This window comes from Limnothrix sp. HT2024 (assembly GCF_059138625.1).
Genome location: NZ_CM181121.1, coordinates 1,057,423 through 1,081,039, shown reverse-complemented (window position 1 = coordinate 1,081,039; position 23,617 = coordinate 1,057,423). Strand labels below are relative to the sequence as shown.

At 57.2% G+C, this 23,617-nt stretch carries 17 protein-coding genes; 13 read left to right on the top strand and 4 right to left on the bottom strand.

Going from position 1 to position 23,617, the window contains the following annotated elements:
* Positions 1-33: 33 nt before the first annotated feature.
* On the bottom strand, positions 34-810 hold the full coding sequence (fabI, locus tag AC2IAX_RS04390) for an enoyl-ACP reductase FabI (RefSeq protein ID WP_494390272.1): 777 nt from the start codon (positions 808-810) through the stop codon (positions 34-36).
* 101 nt (positions 811-911) lie between these two features.
* A complete protein-coding gene (locus AC2IAX_RS04385) occupies positions 912-1,037 on the bottom strand; it encodes a hypothetical protein (protein WP_494389501.1) in 126 nt (41 codons plus the stop codon).
* Between the two features lie 260 nt (positions 1,038-1,297).
* On the opposite strand from AC2IAX_RS04385, the gene ntcA reads away from it, so the two are divergent.
* Positions 1,298-1,969, top strand: a complete 672-nt coding sequence (ntcA, locus tag AC2IAX_RS04380) for a global nitrogen regulator NtcA (protein ID WP_099533558.1) — start codon at positions 1,298-1,300, stop codon at positions 1,967-1,969.
* 86 nt (positions 1,970-2,055) lie between these two features.
* Positions 2,056-3,513, top strand: coding sequence for a DUF3084 family protein (locus AC2IAX_RS04375; RefSeq protein ID WP_494389500.1), 1,458 nt, complete (start codon positions 2,056-2,058; stop codon positions 3,511-3,513).
* A gap of 137 nt (positions 3,514-3,650) precedes the next feature.
* Here the strand turns inward: AC2IAX_RS04375 and AC2IAX_RS04370 are convergent, their stop codons facing one another.
* Both AC2IAX_RS04370 and AC2IAX_RS04365 read right to left on the bottom strand, forming a co-directional pair.
* Positions 3,651-5,588, bottom strand: coding sequence for a tetratricopeptide repeat protein (locus tag AC2IAX_RS04370; protein ID WP_494389499.1), 1,938 nt, complete (start codon positions 5,586-5,588; stop codon positions 3,651-3,653).
* Between the two features lie 157 nt (positions 5,589-5,745).
* Positions 5,746-7,572, bottom strand: a complete 1,827-nt coding sequence (locus tag AC2IAX_RS04365) for an ABC transporter ATP-binding protein (RefSeq protein ID WP_494389498.1) — start codon at positions 7,570-7,572, stop codon at positions 5,746-5,748.
* Between the two features lie 132 nt (positions 7,573-7,704).
* Here AC2IAX_RS04365 and AC2IAX_RS04360 point away from each other — a divergent pair, with 132 nt between their 5' ends.
* From AC2IAX_RS04360 to AC2IAX_RS04310, 11 genes are all read left to right on the top strand, one after another.
* Positions 7,705-7,833, top strand: a complete 129-nt coding sequence (locus tag AC2IAX_RS04360) for a hypothetical protein (RefSeq protein WP_494389497.1) — start codon at positions 7,705-7,707, stop codon at positions 7,831-7,833.
* 291 nt (positions 7,834-8,124) lie between these two features.
* Positions 8,125-9,753, top strand: coding sequence for an iron uptake porin (locus AC2IAX_RS04355; protein ID WP_494389496.1), 1,629 nt, complete (start codon positions 8,125-8,127; stop codon positions 9,751-9,753).
* 163 nt (positions 9,754-9,916) lie between these two features.
* Positions 9,917-11,545, top strand: coding sequence for an iron uptake porin (locus AC2IAX_RS04350; RefSeq protein WP_494389495.1), 1,629 nt, complete (start codon positions 9,917-9,919; stop codon positions 11,543-11,545).
* 492 nt (positions 11,546-12,037) lie between these two features.
* Positions 12,038-13,594, top strand: a complete 1,557-nt coding sequence (locus tag AC2IAX_RS04345; protein WP_494389494.1) for a ferredoxin--nitrite reductase — start codon at positions 12,038-12,040, stop codon at positions 13,592-13,594.
* A gap of 90 nt (positions 13,595-13,684) precedes the next feature.
* Entirely contained in the window at positions 13,685-15,025 is a 1,341-nt protein-coding gene (locus AC2IAX_RS04340; protein WP_494389493.1) for a CmpA/NrtA family ABC transporter substrate-binding protein, read from the top strand.
* A gap of 594 nt (positions 15,026-15,619) precedes the next feature.
* Complete coding sequence (gene ntrB / locus AC2IAX_RS04335) at positions 15,620-16,459, top strand: nitrate ABC transporter permease (RefSeq protein ID WP_494389492.1); 840 nt, start codon at positions 15,620-15,622, stop codon at positions 16,457-16,459.
* A gap of 52 nt (positions 16,460-16,511) precedes the next feature.
* Positions 16,512-18,527, top strand: a complete 2,016-nt coding sequence (locus AC2IAX_RS04330) for an ABC transporter ATP-binding/substrate-binding protein (protein ID WP_494389491.1) — start codon at positions 16,512-16,514, stop codon at positions 18,525-18,527.
* Positions 18,528-18,611: 84 nt separating this feature from the next.
* The gene (locus AC2IAX_RS04325) at positions 18,612-19,454 is read left to right on the top strand and encodes an ABC transporter ATP-binding protein (RefSeq protein ID WP_190529798.1); all 843 of its coding nucleotides are present in this window, start codon (positions 18,612-18,614) and stop codon (positions 19,452-19,454) included.
* Positions 19,455-19,637: 183 nt separating this feature from the next.
* A complete protein-coding gene (locus tag AC2IAX_RS04320) occupies positions 19,638-21,776 on the top strand; it encodes a molybdopterin oxidoreductase family protein (protein WP_494389490.1) in 2,139 nt (712 codons plus the stop codon).
* Between the two features lie 70 nt (positions 21,777-21,846).
* Positions 21,847-22,155 carry a DUF3181 family protein gene (locus AC2IAX_RS04315; RefSeq protein ID WP_494389489.1) on the top strand — a complete coding sequence of 103 codons (309 nt, stop codon included), beginning with the start codon at positions 21,847-21,849 and terminating at the stop codon, positions 22,153-22,155.
* Between the two features lie 223 nt (positions 22,156-22,378).
* The gene (locus tag AC2IAX_RS04310; RefSeq protein WP_494389488.1) at positions 22,379-23,584 is read left to right on the top strand and encodes an argininosuccinate synthase; all 1,206 of its coding nucleotides are present in this window, start codon (positions 22,379-22,381) and stop codon (positions 23,582-23,584) included.
* Positions 23,585-23,617 lie beyond the last annotated feature (33 nt).

The window sequence follows — 23,617 nt, the reverse complement described above, 5'->3', positions numbered from 1 at the left end:
CGAATCTTAGGCCGTGGAGGATGGGGCCAACAGCTACATTCCAACGATGTTGTAGCCCGCGTCCACATAAATCACCTGGCCCGTAATCCCGCTAGACAAATCGCTGCACAGAAAGGCCGCCGTGTTGCCCACTTCCACTTGGGTGACCGTGCGGCGCAAGGGAGCCGTTTCCTCCACGTGGTGAATCATGTCCAAAATGCCGCCCACCGCCGAAGAAGCCAGCGTCCGAATCGGGCCCGCCGAAATGGCATTCACCCGAATTCCCTTTTCACCCAATTCCGTGGACAAGTAGCGCACGCTGGCTTCCAAGGCCGCCTTGGCCACGCCCATCACGTTGTAGTTCGGCACGGCCCGCACACTGCCCAGGTAGCTGAGGGTGATGATGCTGCCGTTGTCGTTCAGCAGGGGCTTGGCTGCTGCCGCCAACTTGGTCAGGGAATAGGCGCTGATGTCTAAAGCGCGGGCAAATCCTTCGCGGGACGTGTTGCTGAAATCTCCGGTCAGTTCTTCCTTGCCAGCAAAGGCTAGGCAGTGGATCAAGATGTCAAAATTGCTCCACTTGCTCTGGATGGTGGTGAAGGTTTCGTCCACCTGGGCATCGTCCTGCACGTTGCAGGGCACCAGGAAAGCGGGGTTGAGGGGTTCAATCAACTCGGCCACTTTCTTTTCGGCCTTGCCCTTGTCATCGGGGAGATAGGTGGCGGCAATTTCAGCCCCGGCCGCGTGGAGCTGTTGGGCAATGCCCCAGGCGATCGAGCGGTTGTTGGCAATCCCCGTAACGAGGGCTTTTTTTCCAGAGAGGTTGAGCAGCATAGGTGTTCTAAATTTCAGCAACAGAATCTCAAATTACAAAATCCCAACATCCACTCCCAACGCCCACTCAAGATCCCAACACCCACTCAAAATCCCAATCACCGAGTCCCGAGGGCGGTTCCCTTGGCGATCGGGTCAGCGATCGGGCCGTGAGGGGCTTGATGGGGCGGTGGGGTGGTGCAAAGTTGCCATTCAAGGGGATTGGCAGCCCGTTGTTGACTCAAACCGTATCAAAGGCTACAACGAGCGAATTACAATGTTCGAGATTGTAGTGCTGCGAAGGTGACCTGAATCAGTTTAGATCGGTCAGGGGCTTCTGAAAGACCTTCGCTGGTTTTGAGTTTTGGGCTTTGCGATCGCGAACCTAATCGATTGAGATGGGGTTTTGTATCCGCCTTCCAAAAAATCGAACCCGAAAAAAATGCGCGAATCGATCGCGCTTGGTATAACGTTTCTCAGTAGTTCGGCAGTTCGGCGCAGCGAGATGCCCTTATCAGTAGACAAGCCTTTAGCCGTTGTTTTCCGCCAACTGAGCGGAGATTCTTTCTCACCGCCTACCGAGCGGTTTGATCGGGGCAAAACGATTTTTTTCCCGGGTGATCCGGCTGAACGGGTTTACTTTTTGGTGAAAGGGGCCGTGAAACTCTCCCGTGTCTATGAGGCCGGTGAGGAAATTACTGTGGCTCTGCTGCGCGAAAACACGGTTTTTGGGGTGTTGTCGCTCCTGACGGGCAATCGATCGGATCGCTTCTATCACGCTGTGGCCTTCACGCCCGTGGAGTTGTTGTCGGTGCCGATCGATCGGGTGGAAAAGGCCCTCAAGGATGATCCCGACTTGGCCATGGTGATGCTTCAGGGGTTGTCATCGCGGATTTTGCAAACGGAGATGATGATTGAAACCCTGGCCCACCGCGATATGGGATCTCGGTTGGTGAGCTTTTTGCTGATTCTGTGCCGGGATTTTGGGGTTCCCAGCTCCGATGGAATTACGATCGATCTGAAGCTCTCTCACCAAGCTATTGCCGAGGCGATCGGATCCACTCGGGTCACCGTAACCCGGCTACTCGGGGATTTGCGCGATCGCAAGGCCATCTCAATCCACAAAAAGAAAATTACGGTACACAACCCCGTGAGCCTGGGGAACCAGTTTACCTAACCATCCAACGTCCTCGCCCAAACTATCATTGCAAAGGCCTAGATTGTTGGGCAAAGGCCGCTTAAGGAGCGATCGCACAGAGGGCGATGACGATCGGGTATGTACTAATTTTGCTAGCCACCTTGGTGTTAGGTGGGGCGATTGCCACCATGGGCGATCGGCTCGGCACCCGCGTGGGCAAAGCTCGCCTCAGCCTGTTTAACCTGCGACCGCGCCAAACGGCCACCCTCGTCACGATCGTGACCGGCAGCCTGATTTCCGCCTCCACCTTGGGCCTGTTGTTCTTGGCGGGCATTTTTGAACTCGAAGAAATCCAAACGCGCTTGGGACGGGCCCGGCGGGAACTGGATCAAGCCCGCGTCCAACAGGATCAGGCCCGCGCTGAACTGAGCCAAATCAACCGATCGCTGCAAGCCTCCTTGGCCCGGCAGGCCCAAACCCAAAACCGCCTCAACCGGGCCCAAAAGCGTCTGCTCCAGGCCGACAAACAATTCCGGCTCGCCAAAACCCAACTCACCCAGGTTTCCCGCCGGGCGCGGCAACTGCTGAGCGACATCAAAACCCTCCAGAGCGAGCGGCTCAGTCTGCAAAGTGACCTGCAACGCCTTGGGGGAGAAAATCGCCAACTTCAGGGGGATCGATCGCGCCTGTTGGATGAGCGATCGGCCCTCGATCGTCAAAATCAAACCCTGATTGCCCAAAACCGCGATCGCACCGCCCAAATCCGTGATCGGGAACAACGGCTCCAGGACGTGGAATCCCGGCTGCAAGATGCCAACCAGCGGTTTCAGTCGGCCCAATCAGAATTGCAGTCCCTGGAAGTTTCCGTTCGGCGGCTGGAGCGGGAATCCCAGGCCCTCCGGGAAGGAAACGTGGCCCTGCGGCGCGGGGAAGTGTTGGCGGCTGGCATTTTGCGGATTCCGTCCCCCGAAATGACCCAAGCGGCGATCGAGCGGTTGTTAGTGGCTGCCAACCGCGCCGCCCTCGAACGCACCCAGCCGGGCATCGGAGCCAGTCAGCAGGCCATTTCCCTCTCGCGGGGAGAAGTGGAGCAGGTGATCGCCCAAGTGCGGGACGGTCGCGCCTATTACGTGAAGGTGATTTCCACGGCCAACTATCTGACCGGGGAAGAACCGCCTATCCGCGTCGTTTTGGATGTGGCGCTGAATCAAGTTCTCTTTACCCGTCGTGAAACCCTGACGGTGGCTTCCCTGGATCCTGCCAGCCTGTCGCAACCGGAACTGCGCGATCGCCTGGAACTCGCCTTGGGTCAAGCCCTGTTTCGGGCCCAACGAGCGGGAGTCGCGGCCGATGGTTTCCGGGTAGAAAATGTGCCGGGTCTGATCCAATTTGTGCGCTGGCTGGAGTCTCAAACCCAACCCGTTGAGGTGCGGGTGATTGCAGCCCGCGACATTTATACCGCCGGCCCCCTGTCCCTGTCCTTTGTGGCGGTTCGCAATGGCCAGGTGCTCTACGAAATTGAACCCCCCCCAAACACCCCGATTGAATCCCGTCGATCGACTCGCCCCAGGCGCATCGGGTAAGAAAATCTTGCGAATTGGCCGGCCCCTGTCGATCGCCCCTCGGGATCCCGATCCGAATTTTTGCATCGATGGTGGCGGTGCGTAGGGCACAAACCTAAGCATCGGGAATTTGCGAACCGTTGCCCTACGACACCCTACTACGGGATTTCGGGTGGGGTGGTGAGTTGTTTCAGAATGGCTTGGGTGAGGGGGTGGTCGGAGAGTTCGGCGGCGCGACCTTGCTGAAGGGCGGCTTGCACCAGACTATATAAACTTCGGAGGCTGCTTTGGGTGTGGGGATGGGTTTCACCCAACTGCTGCACCCGAATCTTCCAAGCGCGCAGCAACAGCCGCTCGGCTTCACCCCAACGATTTTGGTGACAGTGCAGCACTGCCAAGTTGTTGAGGCTGTTGGCGGTTAAGGGATGGTCGGCTCCCATCACTTGCTCTTTGATTGCCAGCGACCGCCGGTAGAGAGGTTCCGCTGCCTCGTACCTTCCCTGAGATTCGTAGAGTGCTGCCAAGTTGTTGAGGCTGACGGCGGTGTCGGGATGGTCGGCTCCCATCACTTGCTCACGGATGGCCAGCGATCGCCGGAAGAGGGGTTCTGCGGCCTCGTACTTTCCCTGGGATCGATAGAGTGCTGCCAAGCCGTTTAGGCTGTTGGTGGTGTCGGGATGGTCGGCTCCCAGCGCCCGCTCACGAATTTCCAGCGATCGCCGATAGAGGGGTTCCGCTGCCTCGTACTTTCTCTGGGATTCGTAGAGTGCTGCCAAGTTATTGAGGCTCGTGGCGGTGTCGGGATGGTTGGCTCCCATCACTTGCTCACGGATGGCCAGCGATCGCCGGAAGAGGGGTTCCGCTGCCTCGTACTTTCCCTGGGATTTGTAGAGTACTGCCAAGCCGTTTAGGCTGTTGGCGGTGTCGGGATGGTCGGCTCCCAGCGCTCGCTCACGAATTTCCAGCGATCGCCGATAGAGGGGTTCCGCTGCCTCGTACTTTCCCTGGGATTCGTAGAGTGCTGCCAAGTTATTGAGGCTCGTGGCGGTGTCGGGATGGTCAACTCCCAGCAATCGCTCACGGATGTCCAGTGATCGTCGGTAGAGGGGTTCCGCTGCCTCGTACCGTCCCTGGGATTCGTAGAGGTTTGCCAAGTTGTTGAGGCTGGAGGCGGTCTCAGGATGATCGGGGCCGAAGCGGTGTTCGGTGGTGGTTATGCAGTCGCTGTAGTGTTGTTCGGCTTCAGACCAGAGACCTTGCCCCTCAGCCAGCCGCGCCAATGCCACAAAGGGCCAGATCGAATCTGTTGGATCAGCAATTTTGGCGCTGTTGGTGGCGGCCGCTTCCAAGTGTGGCCAGGCAGGGCGGGTGCGCGCCAAGTCAGCCAGCGTCACCGTATCTGGAACCGTTTTCGCTACACTCACCATCTGCCCCAAAAACGCCTGTTGCAGCGCCTCGCCCTCGGGCCAACCTGCCCGTTGGGCCGCGAAAAACTCCCGAATCAGCGGATGCAGTCCATATTGCCGATCGCCCAGCCGCTCCAACAAACTCAGCCGCTCCAACTCCGCCCGCGCTGCTTTCAGCTCTTCCTGATCGTCGCTGGGCCAACAACCCTGCACCCACTCCCACAACACCGGAGCCGATCCAAAGCAACCCAACAACACCGCCAGCCGTTGTGCTTTCTGGCTCAGGGCTTGCCAGCTTAACTCAACGGCAACCCGCTCGACTGGATTGTTAAACATCACGCCAGTCTTTTGCTGATCGATTTTGCTGTTGATCGCCGGTAAGCTAGCCGCCACCTCGCTCACTGTGGCCGCCGTCGCCGGATCGGCCGCCTCTGCCAGCACGATCGCCTCCAACAGCGTCCAATCGTCGAACGGATTTTTCAGATTAGCCGCCGGGAGCCGCGCCGCCACCCGATCGCCCAGGGCCGCCACCTGATCGCGCATCGGAGCCACCAAAGCACCCACCGCTGTTCGGATCTGGGGCAAGATCGGCTCCAGCACTTCCTGGGTTAACCGTTCGCTGGTGGTTTCCGCCGACTTTTTCAGCAGCAACACCCCGATCGCTACTTCGCCCATTGCCAACGGTTCCATCACTTAACCTCCTGTGGAATTTGTCTAATCTGTCTCTGTTTTACAGCGTCGATCGAAAACATCGATCAGATTAGCGGCAGGCGATCGCGGGGCTGCTGGGGTGCTTGGGTGGGGCGATCTCGCAAAGTCATCGATCGCCCGAAAAATCAATCAATATCTAAACATCTGCTCCCAGCATTTGCAATCGGTAAAGGCTGGCGTAAAGACCATCCAAATCCATCAATTGATCGTGGGTTCCAGACTCCGCCAAACGCCCCCGCTTGAGGGCGAAGATGCGATCGACATTGCGAATGGTGGACAGTCGGTGCGCAATAATAATTGCCGTGCGATCGCGCATCATCCGATCGACCGCCGCTTGAATAACCGCTTCCGTGGCCACATCCAAACTGGACGTAGCTTCATCCAAAATCAGCACTTTGGGTTCTCGAATGGCCACCCGTGCAAAGGCCAAAAGCTGCTTTTGACCGCCCGATAAATTGGTGCCGCGCTCACGCAATTCTGAATCATACCCTTGGGGTAATTGCTGAATAAATTCATCAATGCTGACTCGTTCGGCGGCGGCTTGCACCTCAGTCAGGCTGTAATTTTCTCCGAGGGTAATGTTGCTTTTTACGTCGCCGGAAAAGAGAAATCCATCTTGCAAAATAATTCCTAATTCTCGACGCAAATCGGCCTGGGCCATGTCGCGAATGTCCACGCCATCGAGCAGAATTCGCCCTTCGGTGACTTCATACAAACGGCTGAGTAGCCGAATGATCGAGGATTTGCCCGCACCCGTGGGCCCCACGAAGGCTACTTTTTCGCCGGGATGAATGGTGAAGTCCAAATCATGGAGCACCATTTCATCGGGTTTGTAGCCAAAGGAAACATGCTCAAAGCGAATTTCGCCACGGGTTTTCAGGCTGGCAAATTGGGCGCGATCGACCTTGGGCGGATCTTGGATTTCGATCGGTTCCGCGAAGATGCCGTTAATTCGTTCAATGGCGGTGAATCCCGCTTGAATGGCGGTGAATTTTTCGGCAAATTCTCGCAGGGGATCAAACATCCGCTGAGCAAAGAGAATAAAGGCCGCCAAGGTTCCAAACTCGATTGTTTTGCCCGCCACCAATGCGCCGCCATACCAAAGCACTCCGGCGATCGCGACGAGGGAAATCCATTCCAAGGTGGCTGAAACGGCTGAGTCAAAAAAGATGGTGCGATCGACTTCGTGAATATAGTCTTGGTTGGTCTTCCGAAACTGTTTGGCGTTGTAGCGTTCTCGGCGGAACAATTGCACCACATTCACACCCACCAGATTCTCTTGCAGCATCGAATTCAAATCCGATAACCGCTCTCGGGCCCGATAGTTGGCTTTCCGGAATTCCCCTTGAAAATAAACAATCGCCCCCGCGATCGGGATCAACATCAGCAACAGCAATAGCGCCAATTGCCATTGCAAGGTCAACATCGTGACTATCAACACCACGATCGACAACAGATCGCTCACAATCCCGATCGCGCCTGTGGAAAAAACCTCACCCAAGGCATCCACATCGCTGGTTAGGCGGGTGATCAACCGACCCACGGGCGTGCGATCGAAAAAGCGCATGGCCAGCGCGGTCACATGATCGAATAAATCATTGCGAATATCCGCCGTAATCCGTTGGCCCACTTCCTGCACCAAGTAACCCTGAAGCCCTTGGAGCGCCAACCGCACCGCCACCGTCACCAACACCAGCAGCCCCACCGTGTTCAGACCCGATCGCAGGGGCATCGCTTCCAGAAAATCCCAAGCGCTGGCCTCGCCCCGAATCAGCGAGATGGCTTGACCCACCAAAATCGGTTGTAGCGCATTGCCCAAGGACAACGGCAGCAACAAAATCAGCGACACAATCAGCAGCTTGCCGCTGCGACGGGCGTAGGGCACCAGTCGCAAAAAAAGCCGCCAGTCAGTTTCAGAGCGGCGATCGGACGGGGTTTGCGCAGCAGCAAGATTCGCAGTCATAGCCAACCGGTAGAGACACAAATCAAGCCGCCCTGACAGATTGGCGGCCGGGCCTGTTTGCAAAGGCGGGCAGACAATCGATCGGGGTGGCTTGACAGCAATTTCAGTACAGAGTCTCCTTCATTATCGCCCATGAATTCGCCCGCATGGCTCGATCGACCGGTGACAGCTCAGCGGCTCCGATTGCCCAGTGGATCTCTGTATCGCCCGGTCTTGATTGATACGCGATCGGGATCTGCAATCAATCACGATCAACCATAGCCAGATATCTGCCAAGGATGTGCAAGCAGCAAGCAGAGTGGAATTTGACGAAGGAAAAAATCAAAAATGATCAGAAAAATTGACCGATCTGAAATTAGAGTGCGAACCAAGAATTAAGGAGTTTGAGGGTAGAAATCAGCAGAATTAGGGATGACATCTGAATTCGCCATGGGTTATGAATCTGAAGATTTCTGTTTTGGGTGCTCGTGTGTTGACTGCGAATTCTACCTGCCAGCTAGCCCCACAGAATAGCTACCCGCTAGCTCCCCAGGAAACGCCTAGGAATTTCTGATGCCCCATCCTTGTGCTCCACGACTCGTTTATTATTCACTGTTGCCTTTTTTTGCCCTGATTTTAGGAATACCCACGGGGGCGATCGCCTCGGAAATTCCTGTGCTGACCTTGGCCGATCGCCCGGCGGTGGCCACCGCAGCCGACGCGTTGGGAACCGATCATTTCAGCACGGATGACCTGGCCCAGGTCACCGCCGTTTCGCAACTCTCGGATGTGCAACCCACCGATTGGGCGTTTCAGGCGCTGCAATCCTTGGTGGAGCGCTATGGCTGCATTGCTGGCTATCCCGATGGCACGTTCAAGGGCAACCGGCCCCTCAGTCGCTATGAGTTCGCGGCCGGTTTGAATGCCTGTCTCGATCGGATCAATGAGCTAATCAAATCCGCCACGGATCTGCTCGCGGCCAAGGAAGACCTGCGGAAATTGCAAAAACTGCAAGAGGAATTCGCAGCGGAGCTGGCCGGCCTGCGGGGGCGGGTGGATGCCTTGGAAGCCCGCACGTCCGAGCTGGCAGCCAACCAGTTTTCGACCACCACGAAGCTGAAAGGTGAAGTGATTTTTGCCTTAGATGATGTGTTTGGCAATGAGCGGGCTGGCGGCGGTGACTTGGATTACAACACCGCGTTTTCCTACCGAGCACGGCTGAACTTCAATACCAGCTTCACGGGTAAAGATGAGCTGCGGGTGCGGCTACAAAGCAACAACATCATCCCGATCGATGGGGCCGTGACGGGAACCAGCATGACCCGCTTGGCTTTTGATGGCAACAGCAACAATCAGTTCCGATTGGACGATCTGCACTATCGTTTCCCGATCGGGCAGAAAACCCACATGTGGCTGATTGCCAGCGGTCAAGGAACTGACGGCATTGCCGATCCGTTGAATTCGTTTCTGCGCAGTGACAGTTCCGGTTCCCTGTCCCGGTTTGGCCGCTTTAGTTCGATCTACCGCAGTGTGAGGGGCCCCGGGGTCGCGATCGAGCATGACTTTAGCGATCAGTGGTCGGTAGATTTGGCATACCGTGCGCCCCAGGGCAGCAATCCGGCTGATGAGGCGGGCCTGTTCAACGGCAGCTACGGGATTTTGGGCCAAATCCTATATCAGCCCAGCAAAAACGCTGGCATTGGCTTCACCTTCGCCCACACCTACTTTGACGAAGCCGATGTGAACATCACGGACGGCGTAGGCAGTGCTTTTGCCCAACGGCCCTTCAGTCGGGTTGATACGTTGGCCAACTCCTATGGGTTGATCGGTTCGGTGCAGTTTAGTCCTCGTTTCAATCTGTCCGGTTGGGTGGGCTACACCGACGCAACAGCCAAGTCCGGCAACGATCGGGGAGCCAATGCCGACATTTGGAATTGGGCCGTGACGATGGCCTTTCCGGATCTGTTCAAGGAAGGCAACTTGGGCGGGATTATTTTCGGGATGCCGCCCAAGGCCACCCAAAACGATGTGGACGGCCGAGAAGATCGCGATACCTCGTTCCATGTGGAGGCGCTCTACTACCACCAACTGACGGACAACATTGCCATTACACCGGGTGTGATTGCGATTTTCAACCCGGAGCACAACGCCGATCACGAGACCCAGGTGGTGGGGGTGGTACGCACTGTGTTCTCTTTCTAAATCCGGCGCGGCCATTCAACGTAAATCCCTGATTCGGCTTTTTGGGAGTCGCAGAGGTGAATCATTGGCGGGAACCCAGCTTTTTCTGGGTAACGATTCGCTGCGGCTCGCAGGTGACCGTGAATCTCCTCCCAAATGCTTGGCAATTATTGAGGACTAACCCATGACCCATCGTTTTCTGCCACTACTCTCTCGCTCCGCTCTGTTGCCTCTTTTGACCCTGATTTTAGGAATACCCACGGGGGCGATCGCCTCGGAAATTCCCTTGCTGACCTTGGACGATCGCCCCACGGTGGCCACCGCAGCCGACCTGCTGGGCACTGATCCCTTAGGCACGGATGACCTGGCCCAGGTCACCGCTGTTTCGCAACTCTCGGATGTGCAACCCACCGATTGGGCGTTTCAGGCGCTGCAATCCTTGGTGGAGCGCTATGGCTGCATTGCCGGTTATCCCGATGGCACGTTCAAGGGCAACCGGCCCCTCAGTCGCTATGAGTTCGCGGCCGGTTTGAATGCCTGTCTCGATCGGATCAATGAGCTAATCAAATCCGCCACGGATCCACTCGCGGCCAAGGAAGACCTGCGGAAATTGCAAAAACTGCAAGAGGAATTCGCAGCGGAGCTGGCCGGTCTGCGGGGGCGGGTGGATGCCCTGGAAGCCCGCGCGGCGGAACTGGAGGCCAATCGCTTTGCGCCGGTCACCAAGCTCCAGTCCGAGGCCATGTTTGCCCTGGCCGATGTGTGGGGCGACGAAAAAGCCGGCGGCGGCGATTTGGACTACAACACCACCTTTGCCTATTGGGTGCGGCTGAATTTCAACACCAGTTTCACGGGTAAAGATGAGCTACGGGTGCGACTGCAAAGCAACAACATCATCCCGATCGATGGGGATTTGACGGGAACCAGCATGACCCGCCTGGGGTTTGACGGCAACAGCAGCAATCAGCTTCGGTTGGGGGATTTGTACTACCGTTTTCCCCTGGGCGATCGCACCCGAGCTTGGTTAATTGCCAATGGCCACGGCACCGATGGGATCACGGATCCCCTGAACGTATACCTGCGTAGTGACAGTTCCGGGGCCCTGTCGCGATTTGGGCGCTATAGCTCGATCTATCGCGGGCTGCGCGGCCCCGGCGTGGGAATTCAGCACCGCTTTAATCAACATTGGTCGGCCGATGTGGCCTACCGTGCGCCTCGGGGTAGCAGCCCGGATGATGAGGCGGGGCTGTTCAATGGCAGCTACGGCATTTTGGGGCAATTGCTCTATCAACCCACCCCCAGCACCAGCATTGGCTTCACCTTCACCCACACCTACTTCGATGAAGCGGATGTGAACATTACGGACAACATCGGCAGCGCCTTTGCCCAGCGGCCGTTCGATCGGGTCGATACTGCCGCCAATTCCTACGGGTTGATCGGCGCGGTGCAATTTAGCCCCCGTTTCACCCTGTCCGGCTGGGTCGCTTATACGGATGCCGAGGCCAAAGCAGGAGGCGATCGGGGGGCCAATGCGGATATTTGGACTTGGGCCGTGACAATGGCTTTCCCGGACTTATTCAAGGAGGGCAATGTGGGCGGCCTGGTGGTGGGGATGCCACCGAAAACCACACGCAACGACTTGACCAGCCGCGAGGATCGGGACACGTCGTTGCATGTGGAAGCCCTCTACCGCCACCAACTGACGGACAACATCGCTATCACGCCGGGAGTGATCGTGATTGTGAACCCAGAACATGATCAGGACAACGGCACGCAGGTGGTGGGCGTGGTGCGCACCACCTTTGCGTTTTAAGTGCTGCGTTCTAGGAGCGCGACAGGCTGAATACATTGGGTCAAAGTTGCAGAGCCAGTCGTGGTAACAAGGGGCTTGAGCATCTTGTTGCTTAACGATCAGGTGACGGTAACAGCCATGTAAGTTGACCCAGCAAATTAAGGTAGCCGCGCTACTAGGTTCGTTTGCGAAGGGTTTTGCCGGTGTTGGGAGCCGATCGCCTGGTTCAGTTTTGGGGCCGAGGCGATCGGTCATTTTGCGCTGGAGATCGGGGCGATCGGGGCGGAATCTAGCGGCTAACAGGTGCTTGAATGCAGAAATTGCATGAAATTCATGCTTAAAACGGATTCTGTAAAGTTTTTTGTAACTTGGATTACAAAAGCCCTGGGGCGCGATCGCTAGCATTTGCCCATTCTCAGCTCTAGCAACTACAACTTCTGACCGAATACTCCCTGGCTCCGGCCAGCGGTCAGAAGTTTTTACCCACCGGCATTGACCCCCTCGCTGGTAACTATGGCTCAAGCGATCGCCCCGGCAAGTTCCAAACTCACCAAGTTTGAGAAATTCAAAGCCGAAAAAGACGGACTGCAAGTTAAACAAGAACTCGCCACTTTTGCCCGCTTGGGTTGGGAAAACCTCCCCGAAGACGACCTGAATCACCGTCTGAAGTGGCTAGGGGTGTTCTTTCGCCCGGTCACTCCCGGAAAGTTCATGTTGCGGATGCGGTTGCCCCACGGCATTTGCACCAGCGGCCAACTGCGCGTCCTCGCCAGCATCGTTGAGCGCTACGGCGACGATGGCAGCGCCGACATCACCACCCGCCAAAACCTGCAATTACGCGGGATTCGGCTGGATGACATTCCTGAAATTTTCCAACAGCTCGATCGCGCCGGCCTCACCAGCATCCAATCGGGCATGGACAACGTGCGCAACATCACCGGCTCCCCCGTGGCCGGCATTGATGCCGACGAGTTGATCGACACCCGGGGGCTGGTGCGCAAAGTGCAGGACATGATCACCAACAACGGTGATGGCAACCCCAGCTTCAGCAACCTGCCCCGCAAATTCAACATCGCGATCGACGGCAGCCGCGACAACTCGGTTCATGCCGAAATTAACGACATCGCCTTCATCCCCGCCTACAAAGACGACAAACTCGGGTTCAACGTCGTGGTGGGCGGGTTCTTTTCCGCCAGCCGCGTGGCCCCCGCCATTTCCCTCAATGCCTGGGTGGATCCGCGCGATGTGGTTTCCCTCTGCGAAGCGATCTTGGTGGTTTATCGGGATCATGGCCCCCGTGCCAACCGCCAAAAGTCTCGGTTGATGTGGCTGATTGACGAGTGGGGAATTGAAAAATTCCGGGCCGCCGTGGAAAAGCAACTGGGATTTCCCCTGCTCACCGCCGCCGCGAAGGACGAATATTGCTGGGACAAACGCGACCACATCGGCATCCACGCCCAAAAACAAGTGGGCCTCAACTATGCCGGGTTACACATTCCCGTGGGCCGGCTGAATGCGCGCCAAATGTTTGATCTGGCGCGGCTGGCGGATATCTACGGCAGCGGTGAACTGCGCTTCACCGTTGAGCAAAACGTAATCATCACCAACATTCCCGATTCCCGGTTAGCGGTCTTTACCCAAGAGCCGCTTTTAAAAACCTTCTCGATCGCCCCGGCTCCCCTCGTGCGGGAACTGGTCTCCTGCACGGGGTCGCAGTTTTGCAACTTTGCGCTGATTGAAACCAAACAGCGTGCCTTGGCCGTGGCCCAAGCCGTCACCGATCGGGTCAAGCTTCCCCGGCCGGTGCGGATTCACTGGACCGGCTGCCCCAACTCCTGCGGCCAACCCCAAGTGGCCGACATCGGCTTGATGGGTAGCAAGGCTCGCAAGGACGGCAAAACCGTTGAGGCCGTGGACATTTTCCTTGGCGGCAAGGTGGGCAAAGACGCGCACTTGGGCGATCGGGTCATGAAAGGAATTCCCTGCGAAGACCTGAACGATGTGCTGGTGGACTTGCTGGTGGAGCATTTCCAAGCCGAGCGCAAAACGCCCGCCCTGGCTGAGGCGTAACCCAACCCGGCCTTAGCTCCCAACACCCAACAGACCACGCGATCCTCCCCGATCGTTTACTCCCCTTCTTTACCTTCAAACTCAGCAACCATGAGCAGCTTTTCCCGCCGCAAATTCCTGTTCACCGCCGCCACCGCTGCCGGAGCCACCGTCGCGATTCATGGTTGTGCTGCTGGAGGTGGCAACCAAGCCGCCAGCAGCCCGGCCGGTGGCGACTCCGCCGGGGGCAGCCCTTCGCCGGCCGCCTCGATCGCCCCGCCGGAAGTGACCAAAGCCAAGCTCGGTTTCATCGCCCTCACCGACGCAGCCCCTCTGATCATCGCCAAGGAAAAGGGCCTCTTCGCCAAATACGGAATGCCCGACGTGGAGGTCATCAAGCAAGCATCCTGGGGGGCAACCCGCGACAACCTGGAATTGGGTTCAGCCGGTAACGGCATTGACGGGGCACATATCCTCACCCCAATGCCCTATTTGATGACCACCGGCAAAGTCACCAAAAAGCCTCTGCCGATGAACATCCTGGCCCGTCTGAACACCAACGGTCAGGCTATTTCCCTCAGCAAAGACTATCTCGGTCAAAAAATCGGTCTTGACAACCAACCTTTCAAAGCGGCTCTGGCTAAAGCCAAGGCCGGCGGCAAAGACGTGAAAGTGGCCGTCACCTTCCCCGGAGGAACACACGATTTATGGATGCGCTACTGGCTGGCGGCTGGCGGCATTGATCCCAATAAAGATGTATCCGTGATCGTGGTTCCGCCGCCGCAAATGGTGGCCAACATCAAGACCGGAACCATGGAAGCTTTCTGTGTGGGTGAGCCTTGGAATGCCCAAACGGTATCCCAAAAGCTGGGTTTCTCGGCCTTGGTGACCGGTGAGTTGTGGAAAGATCACCCGGAAAAGGCCTTTGCGATGCGTGCCGATTGGGTGGAAAAGAACCCGAACGCCACCAAAGCCCTGACCATGGCCGTGCTGGAAGCGCAGATGTGGTGCGACAAGCCTGAAAACATCGCAGAAATGTGCGACATCATCAGCAAGCGCGAGTGGCTGAAGATCAAGGCGGAAGATATTTTGGGTCGTTCCCAAGGCAACATTGACTTTGGCGATGGGCGCAAGGAAGAGAAATTCCCGCTAGCCATGAAGTTCTGGGCAGACTTTGCCTCCTATCCCTTCAAGAGCCACGACCTGTGGTTTGTCACGGAAGACATTCGCTGGGGCTACTTGCCGGAAAGCACTGACACCAAGGCTCTCATTGATCAGGTGAACCGGGAGGACATTTGGCGCGAGGCAGCCAAGGCGCTGGGTGTGCCCGAGGCGGAAATTCCCAAGGATACGTCGCGTGGGGTGGAAACCTTCTTCGATGGGGTGAAGTTTGACCCAGAAAATCCCAAGGCCTATCTCGATGGTCTGAAGATCAAGGCCCTGAAAGCCTAGGGTCTGTTGTCATTTCCTGGAATCTAGTGAGGATGGTTGATCTGCCATACCCAAATGATCGCAACAAGGGGCTTAAGCCCCTTGTCCCCACGATCCGCTCACGCTGGAATCAGGGTTTTAGACAATTTGACAACAAGCCCTAGGGCTTGTTGTGAATCCAATGTTGTCAGGCAATCGAAACCTTTGATTCAGGAATGGTTGCCATATTGAAGAGAAGGCTGAAGCTACCATCAACGGTTTTCCTCGATCGAGATTGCTTGATCAAGATCGCTCGATCAAGATCGTCAGCTCGAAATTACCGAGTCCAACGACTGTAGACAACCAGTGAATCAAATGACTTGATCCAGTGGCTTGACTCCAATCATCAGACCAACGCATCTCAAGTGCATCAGATCAATGGTTGAGATCAATGGTTGATCAATGGTTAGTGAGCAGAAGTGATCAGACTTGCTAATTTCGTTGATGGTGATCCGTTGCCTGAGGATTTCAGTCATCTGCGGACAAGCGCAACGATCGACTCAGGCTCAAAAATCGAATGCTCATCGAATGCTCAACGATCGATTGAGGATTTAATCACACTCAGGTTTGACCACCATGGCTGCAAGTAGTTCTAGTTCGCTCGTTGATTCGATTATTCGCTTTGTGCCGCTGTCTAAGAAAAATGCTCGCAAAGTGATTGCGGCCATTGCGGGAACGCTCATTTGCTTAGTGGCTTGGCAGGCGATTTGCTCCATTCCCGGAGCACCCCTGCCGGGGCCATTGGAGGTGTTTAGCGACACGCAGGAATTGATTGTGGGTGCGTTCGATCGCACGGATCCGAATAGCACCGACGTGGGCATTTTTTGGCATTTAATGGCCAGCTTGCAGCGGGTGGCAATCGGCTTTTCAGCGGCGGCAATTATTGGGGTTTTAGTAGGGATTGTGATCGGCAGCAATCCGCTAATCAATGACGCGCTGGATCCGGTTTTTCAACTGTTGCGAACCATCCCGCCATTGGCTTGGCTGCCCATTTCCTTGGAAGCCTTGAAAAACAACCAATCAGCGGCATTATTTGTGATTTTCATTACGGCGGTTTGGCCCGTTTTGCTGAACACAGTAACCGGTGTACAGCAAGTGCCCCAGGACTACAAAAACGTGGCCCGGGTGCTGCGGTTGGGTCGGGTGGAATATTTCCTGAACGTGCTGTTTCCGGCCACGGTTCCCTATGTGTTCACGGGTCTGCGAATTGGCGTGGGTCTGTCGTGGTTGGCCATTGTGGCGGCGGAAATGTTGGTGGGCGGTGTTGGCATTGGGTTCTTTATTTGGGATGCCTACAACAGCTCGCTGACCAGTGAAATTATCCTGGCGCTGATTTTTGTGGGTTTGGTGGGGCTGTTGCTCGATCGATTCGTGGCCTTTTTGGGCAGCCTTGCCGTGCCGCCGGAACGCCGCTAACGGGCGAAGTTTGGGCATAGCTTGATCACTCACTCCTCGATCGCACAACACCATGACTCCTTTTCTGGAAATCGATCACGTTGACAAAATCTTTCCGCTGCCGGGGGGCGATCGCTACATCGCGCTTCAAAACATCAACGTTGAGATCAAGCAAGGGGAATTTATTTCCCTGATTGGTCACTCCGGTTGCGGCAAGTCCACCCTGCTGAACATCATTGCAGGCCTCGATCGCCCCACCAGTGGCGGGGCCATTTTGAACGGTCGCCAAATCGAAGCCCCCGGGCCCGATCGGATGGTGGTGTTCCAAAACTATTCCCTGCTGCCCTGGAAAACCGTCCGCGACAACATCGCCCTGGCCGTGAACACGGTGCTCAAGAACCTACCCAAGGAAGAGCGGCGGGCGATCGTGGAAGAAAATATTCAGCTCGTTGGGTTGGCCCACGCGGCCGATAAGCTTCCCGGCGAACTGTCCGGCGGCATGAAACAGCGGGTGGCGATCGCCCGGGCCCTGGCCACGCGGCCCCAGGTGTTGTTGCTTGATGAACCCTTCGGGGCCTTGGATGCCCTGACCCGGGGCGGCCTGCAAGAGCAACTGATGCGCATTTGCGAAGAGAGCCATGTCACTTGCGTGATGGTGACCCACGATGTGGACGAGGCCCTGCTCCTGAGCGATCGGGTGGTGATGCTCACCACTGGCCCCGCCGCCCATGTGGGGCAAATTCTGGAAGTGGATATTCCCCGTCCCCGCAGCCGCATGGATGTGGTGAACCATCCCAGCTACTACAGCCTGCGCAACGAAATCGTTTACTTCCTCAATCAACAAAAACGTTCCAAGAAACGGAAAATTGCGGCTCCTGTGGTGGCGGCTGGCAACGGCCTGGAAAAGGTCAACTTGGAGCTAGGCTTCATTCCCCTCACCGACTGTGCGCCGCTGGCGATCGCGCGGGAAAAAGGCTTCTTTGCCAAGCATGGTTTGGAGCAGGTGACCCTTCAGCGCAAACCCAACTGGAAATCGATCGCCCATGGAGTCGCCAGCGGCCAGCTCGACGCGGCCCAAATGGTGGCCGGAATGCCCTTGGCCATGACCCTGGGCAGCAGCGAAAGCGAACCCGTGCCGATCCAAGCCTCCATGGTGCTGTCCCGCAACGGCAACGCCATCACCTGGGGCAAGCGCCTGATTGAACAGGGCGTGAATGACCTGGCCACCTTCAAGAGCCTGATTGAGCGGGATCCGGACAAGGTACATACCTTCGCCATGGTGCATCCGGCTTCCATGCACAATCTGTTGCTGCGGCATTGGTTCGCCTCCGGAGGCATTGACCCCGATTGGGATATCAGCTTGGCCACCGTGCCGCCGCCGCAAATGGTCGCGAACCTGAAGGCGGGCAACATTGACGGCTATTGCGTGGGCGAGCCTTGGAACTCCCGAGCCGTGCAAGAGGGCATTGGTCAAATTATCGCCACCGATCTCGACCTGTTCCCGGGCCATGTGGAAAAGGTGCTGGGGGTGCGGGAAGATTGGGCCCAGGCCTATCCCAATACCCATGCGGCGCTGCTGACGGCCCTGCTGGAGGCCTGTGAATATTGCGATGATCATCGCAACCGGGCCGAAGTGTTGGAAATTTTGGCCCGCCCCGACTATGTGGGGCTGCCGGTGGAAATGATTGCGCCCGGGTTCCTGTCGCCGCTCGATCGGGGGGATGGCTCTGAGTCCCAAGCGCTCTACACGTTCCATCAGTTCTTTGTGAGCCGATCGGCCTGTCCCGACAGGGTGCAGTCCCTTTGGACCTTGGCCCAGATGGCCCGCTGGGAAATTACCCCCTTCCCCCGCAACTGGGTGGAGGTGATGGAACGGGTGAACCCCACGGCCACCTATCTGACTGCGGCTCACAATTTGGGACTGCCGGAGGTGGAATTAGACCGCAAGCCGATCGTCCTGTTTGATGGCCAGACCTTTGACCCCGATCGCCCGATCGACTACCTCGACAACCTGGCGATTAAGCGCAATATCCGTGTGGCCGAAATTCGGGTCGATGAAATCTTTAGTTGCTCCGTTTCCCCTAGTTAAGGGGCCCGCCTGTGGCCCGATGCCGATCGCCCCAACTCTTCACCCTCTGACTCGATCGACCCCTTCTTCAGCCCTGGCAATCCTATGCAAACCCTTTCTTCTCAAACCGTCCCGCCCATGGTTGTCGCAGCGGAACCCGATTTTTTGGTGATTGACCAGGTTTCCAAGGTCTATCAAACGCCCAAGGGGCCCTATCCCGTGCTGGATGGGGTCAATTTGCGGGTGGCCGAAGGTGAATTTGTTTCGGTAATTGGTCACTCGGGTTGCGGCAAGTCCACCCTGTTGAACATGGTTTCGGGCTTTGCGGAACCGACGGCGGGTGAAGTGCGCCTGGAGCAGCAACGAATCACCCGGCCCGGCCCCGATCGGATGGTGGTGTTCCAAAACTATGCCCTGCTGCCCTGGAAAACCGTTTTGGAAAATGTGTTGTTGGCGGTGAAAGCCGTTTACACCACCCAACCCAAGGAAGCACAGCGGCAACTGGCCCTGAAGTATTTGGAAATGGTGGGGCTGAGCGAGGCGATCCACAAACGGCCGGCGGAAATTTCCGGGGGGATGAAACAGCGAGTGTCGATCGCCCGGGCCCTGGCCATTTGCCCCAAGGTGTTGATTTTGGATGAACCCTTTGGGGCGTTGGATCCCATCACCCGCGAAGAATTGCAGGACGAGTTGCTGCAAATCTGGCGGGAAAATCAGGTCACGGTGTTGATGATCACCCACGACATTGATGAGGCGCTCTACCTGTCCGATCGGTTGGTGATGATGACCAACGGCCCCGCCGCCAAGATTGGGGAGGTGATGGATATTCCGTTCCCCCGACCGCGCGATCGGGCCCGACTTTTGGAAGATCCCAAATATTACGAACTGCGCAACTACGCGCTCGACTTCCTCTATAACCGCTATGCCCACGATGACGCGGCGGAATAGGCCCTAGGGTCGGCCCCCGATCGGCTCTGGGTTTTGCTTTTTCCTCAGTTCAACATTCAGTTCAACGCCCCGCCAGGGGCATTTTTTTGACTCATGGCCCGCTGGGATCGTTGTCTAGCTGCGGCTGGACTTATTTTCACAACGTAAACGTATTCGCAACTTAGAAGTTGTTTTAACTAATCCATGGAATCTGTCAGAACCGTTTGTCCCTATTGCGGCGTGGGGTGTGGCTTGGAAGTGGTGCAAGGGCCGGCGGGGCCGAAGGTGCGGGGCGATCGGGCCCATCCTTCCAGCCAAGGCATGGTTTGCGTGAAGGGGGCAACGATTTTGGAGTCGATCGACCGCGATCGGCTGCTGTACCCCCTGTGGCGATCTGCTTTGGATCAAGACTTTCAGCGGATTAGTTGGGACGAGGCCTTTGATGCGATCGTGGATCGAATCCAAACCGTTTTGGCCAACCAAGGGCCCGACGGCCTCTGTATGTATGGCTCCGGGCAGTTTGTCACGGAGGATTACTACACAGCCCAAAAGCTGATCAAGGGTTGCCTGGGAACCAACAATTTTGATGCCAATTCGCGGCTTTGTATGTCTTCGGCCGTCTCGGGCTACTTACGCAGCTTTGGGGCCGATGGGCCCCCCTGTAGCTATGACGATTTGGAGCTGACGGATTGCCTGTTCGCGATCGGGACGAATACGGCCGAATGTCACCCGATTGTGTTTAACCGGTTCCGCAAACACCACAAGGCCAACCCCGATCGGGTGCGATTGGTGGTGGTGGATCCCCGCTGCACCGAAACGGGTCAGGTGGCCGATCTCCATTTGCCCATTCGCCCCGGCACGGACATTGATTTGCTGAACGGCATGGCCCACCTGTTGCTGAAGTGGGATCAGATTGATCGCGCCTATATCGAAGCCCACACGGGTGGCTTTGCAGCCTACGAAGATCTGCTGCAACATTACCAGCCCGATCGCGTGGCCGATCGCTGCGGCATTGCGGCGGAGTCGATCGAGGCGGCGGCCCGAATTTGGGCCCAGAGCGATCGGGTCTTGTCCCTTTGGTCCATGGGCATTAACCAATCCTCCGAAGGCACAGCCAAAGTCCGCAGCATCATTAACCTGCACCTGCTGACGGGGCAAATGGGCAAACCGGGCGCGGGGCCCTTTTCCCTCACCGGACAACCCAACGCCATGGGCGGCCGCGAGGCCGGCGGCTTGTCGCGGTTGCTGCCGGGCTATCGCTCCGTGACCAATCCCCAGCATCGGGCCGAAGTGGAGGCCTTTTGGAACCTGCCCCCGGGCCGCATTTCCCCCACACCGGGCCGGGCCGCCTGGGAAATTGTGGAAGGGCTGGAGGCGGGAGCGGTGGGCCTGTTGTGGATTGCGGCCACCAATCCCGCCGTGAGTTTTCCCGACCTGAACCGCACCAAAGCCGCCCTGAGCCGATCGCCCTTCACGATCTATCAAGAAGCCTATTACCCCACGGAAACCAGCGCCTTTGCCCATTTGCTGTTGCCGGCCACCCAATGGAGCGAAAAAACCGGCACGATGACCAATTCCGAGCGGATGGTGACCCTTTCCCAGGCGTTTCAGCCCCCTCCGGGAGAAGCCAAGGAAGATTGGGCCATCTTTGCGGAGGTGGGCCGACGGCTCGGCTTCCAAGAACAGTTTTGGTTCCAATCCTCGGCGGAGGTCTACGGCGAATTTGTGCAACTGACCCAAGGCCGTCCCTGCGACATGACCGGTTTGAGCCACGATCGGCTCAGAACCGCCGGCCCCCAACAATGGCCGTTCCCGGCGGATGGGGCGATCGACCCTCCACAGCCAGCCCCCACCAAGCGCTTGTATACTGATGGGCAATTCCACACCCCCGATCGGCGGGCCCAATTTCTGGCGGTTCACTCGCGCGGGCTGGCGGAACCACCCGATGCGGCCTATCCCTTCGTGTTGACCGTGGGCCGACTCTATGGCCATTGGCACACCCAAACCCGCACCGGTCGAATTGAAAAAATCAAAAAGTTGCATCCGAATCCCTTCATCGAAATTCATCCCAAGGATGCGGAACCCTTGGGCATTCGGGAGGGCGATTGGGTGGCGGTGAAGTCGCGCCGGGGCGATGGGCGGTTTCCGGCGAAGGTGACTCGGGCGATCGCGCCGGGAACCGTGTTTGTGCCCATGCATTGGGGATCCCTGTGGGGTGACGGGGCCGAAGCCAATGCCCTCACCCATCCGGAAGCTTGTCCCGACTCCTTTGAACCGGAACTGAAGGCTTGTGCGGTTCAGTTACAAAAACTGGCCGCGCCGTCCACCGCTGCGGATAATTGAGGTTGGTTCGCCAGATCTCGCTTGCAACCTGTGAAGCTGCAAGTTATCCAACTCACTCGAAGGGTTTGAAATGTCGAAATCTGTCAGTAATGAAGCGATCGAAACCCTGGCCGCAGAGATGGGCGATGTGGCCTATCTGGACATTGCCAAATGGCATCTCGATTTGGCCCATGCCCATTTGCATAGTGCCCTCGCTGAAAAAATCTATCCCCTCTTGCTCGATCGCACCTTCAGCCGTGCCAAGCTGACCGCTTTGTTAGGGGAAATGGCGATCGAAATTGGAGCCGGTAAGCGATCGATTCCCCTGCTGGATTTCATTCCCGATCAGGAAGTGGAACGGCTTTATCAGGCGATCGATGACTACCAAGCCAAGCTCTAGGAAGACGAATCAGAGTGCCAATTGGGGGGGGCTAATTAAAAGGCTCATGAGCCATTTTCGGTTGCGGCCCCATTGCTCAACCATCGATGCCAACCATGCAAAATCACTCCCAAGTCACTCCAAAGTCAAGAAGTCCTCAAAGTTGGTACGCTAACTGACCGTTGCGATCGCCCGGGCCGTGCCTACAATATGGGGTTGTTTTCTCGCAGCTTGAGCAAAATACATGGGTCGCGCCAAGAAAGTTGTCCTCGCCTACTCCGGCGGTGTGGATACCTCCGTTTGCATTCCCTACCTGATGCAGGAATGGGGCGTTGAAGAAGTCATTACCCTGGCCGCCGACTTAGGGCAAGGCGACGAACTGGGCCCCATCAAGCAAAAAGCCCTCGACTCCGGAGCCAGTACTTCGCTGGTGGCGGATCTGCGGGCCGAGTTTGTGCAGGATTATGCGTTCCCGGCCCTGCGGGCCAATGCCCTTTACGAAAACCGCTATCCCCTGTCAACGGCCCTGGCGCGCCCGCTGATTGCCAAGGCGCTCGTGGAGGCAGCGGCGGAATATGGCGCAGACGCGGTAGCCCACGGCTGCACGGGCAAGGGCAACGACCAAGTGCGGTTTGATGTGGCGATCGCGGCCCTCGACCCCAGCATTAAGGTGTTGGCTCCGGCTCGCGAGTGGGGCTTCAGCCGCGAAGAAACGATCGCCTACGGGGAAAAGTTCGGGATTCCCGCGCCCGTCAAGAAAAAGTCGCCCTTCAGCATCGATCGCAACCTGCTGGGCCGCAGCATTGAAGCGGGCCCCCTCGAGGATCCCTGGACGGAGCCGCCGGAAGAAATTTACCTGATGACCAAGGCGATCGCCGACACGCCGGATGAGCCGGACTACGTGGAAATCGGCTTTGAAGCGGGCACACCGATCACCCTGGACGGTCGCACCTTGGACTCGATCGCCCTGATTGAGGAACTCAACACCCGCGTTGGCAACCACGGCATCGGCCGAATCGACATGGTGGAAAACCGCCTGGTGGGGATTAAGTCCCGCGAAATCTATGAAGTGCCGGCCCTGTCGGTGCTGATCGCCGCCCACCGGGATTTGGAAAGCCTGACCCTGACCGCCGATGTGAGCCACTACAAGCGCGGCATCGAAGAAACCTACAGCCAACTGATCTACAACGGTCTCTGGTACAGCCCCTTGAAGGCAGCGCTGGACGGATTCATTAACGAAACCCAAAAGCGAGTCACCGGCACGGTGCGGATCAAGCTGTTCAAGGGCAATGCGGCGATCGTCGGTCGCAAGTCCGAACAGAGTCTTTACACGCCGGAACTGGCCACCTACGGGTCTGATGATGAGTTTGACCACAAGGCCGCCGAGGGCTTCATCTATGTTTGGGGTCTGCCGACGCGGGTTTGGTCAGAAAAACTGCGCCAAGGCTAGGGCTGGTCGGCAAATTGTCCGAGATTCTCTTGC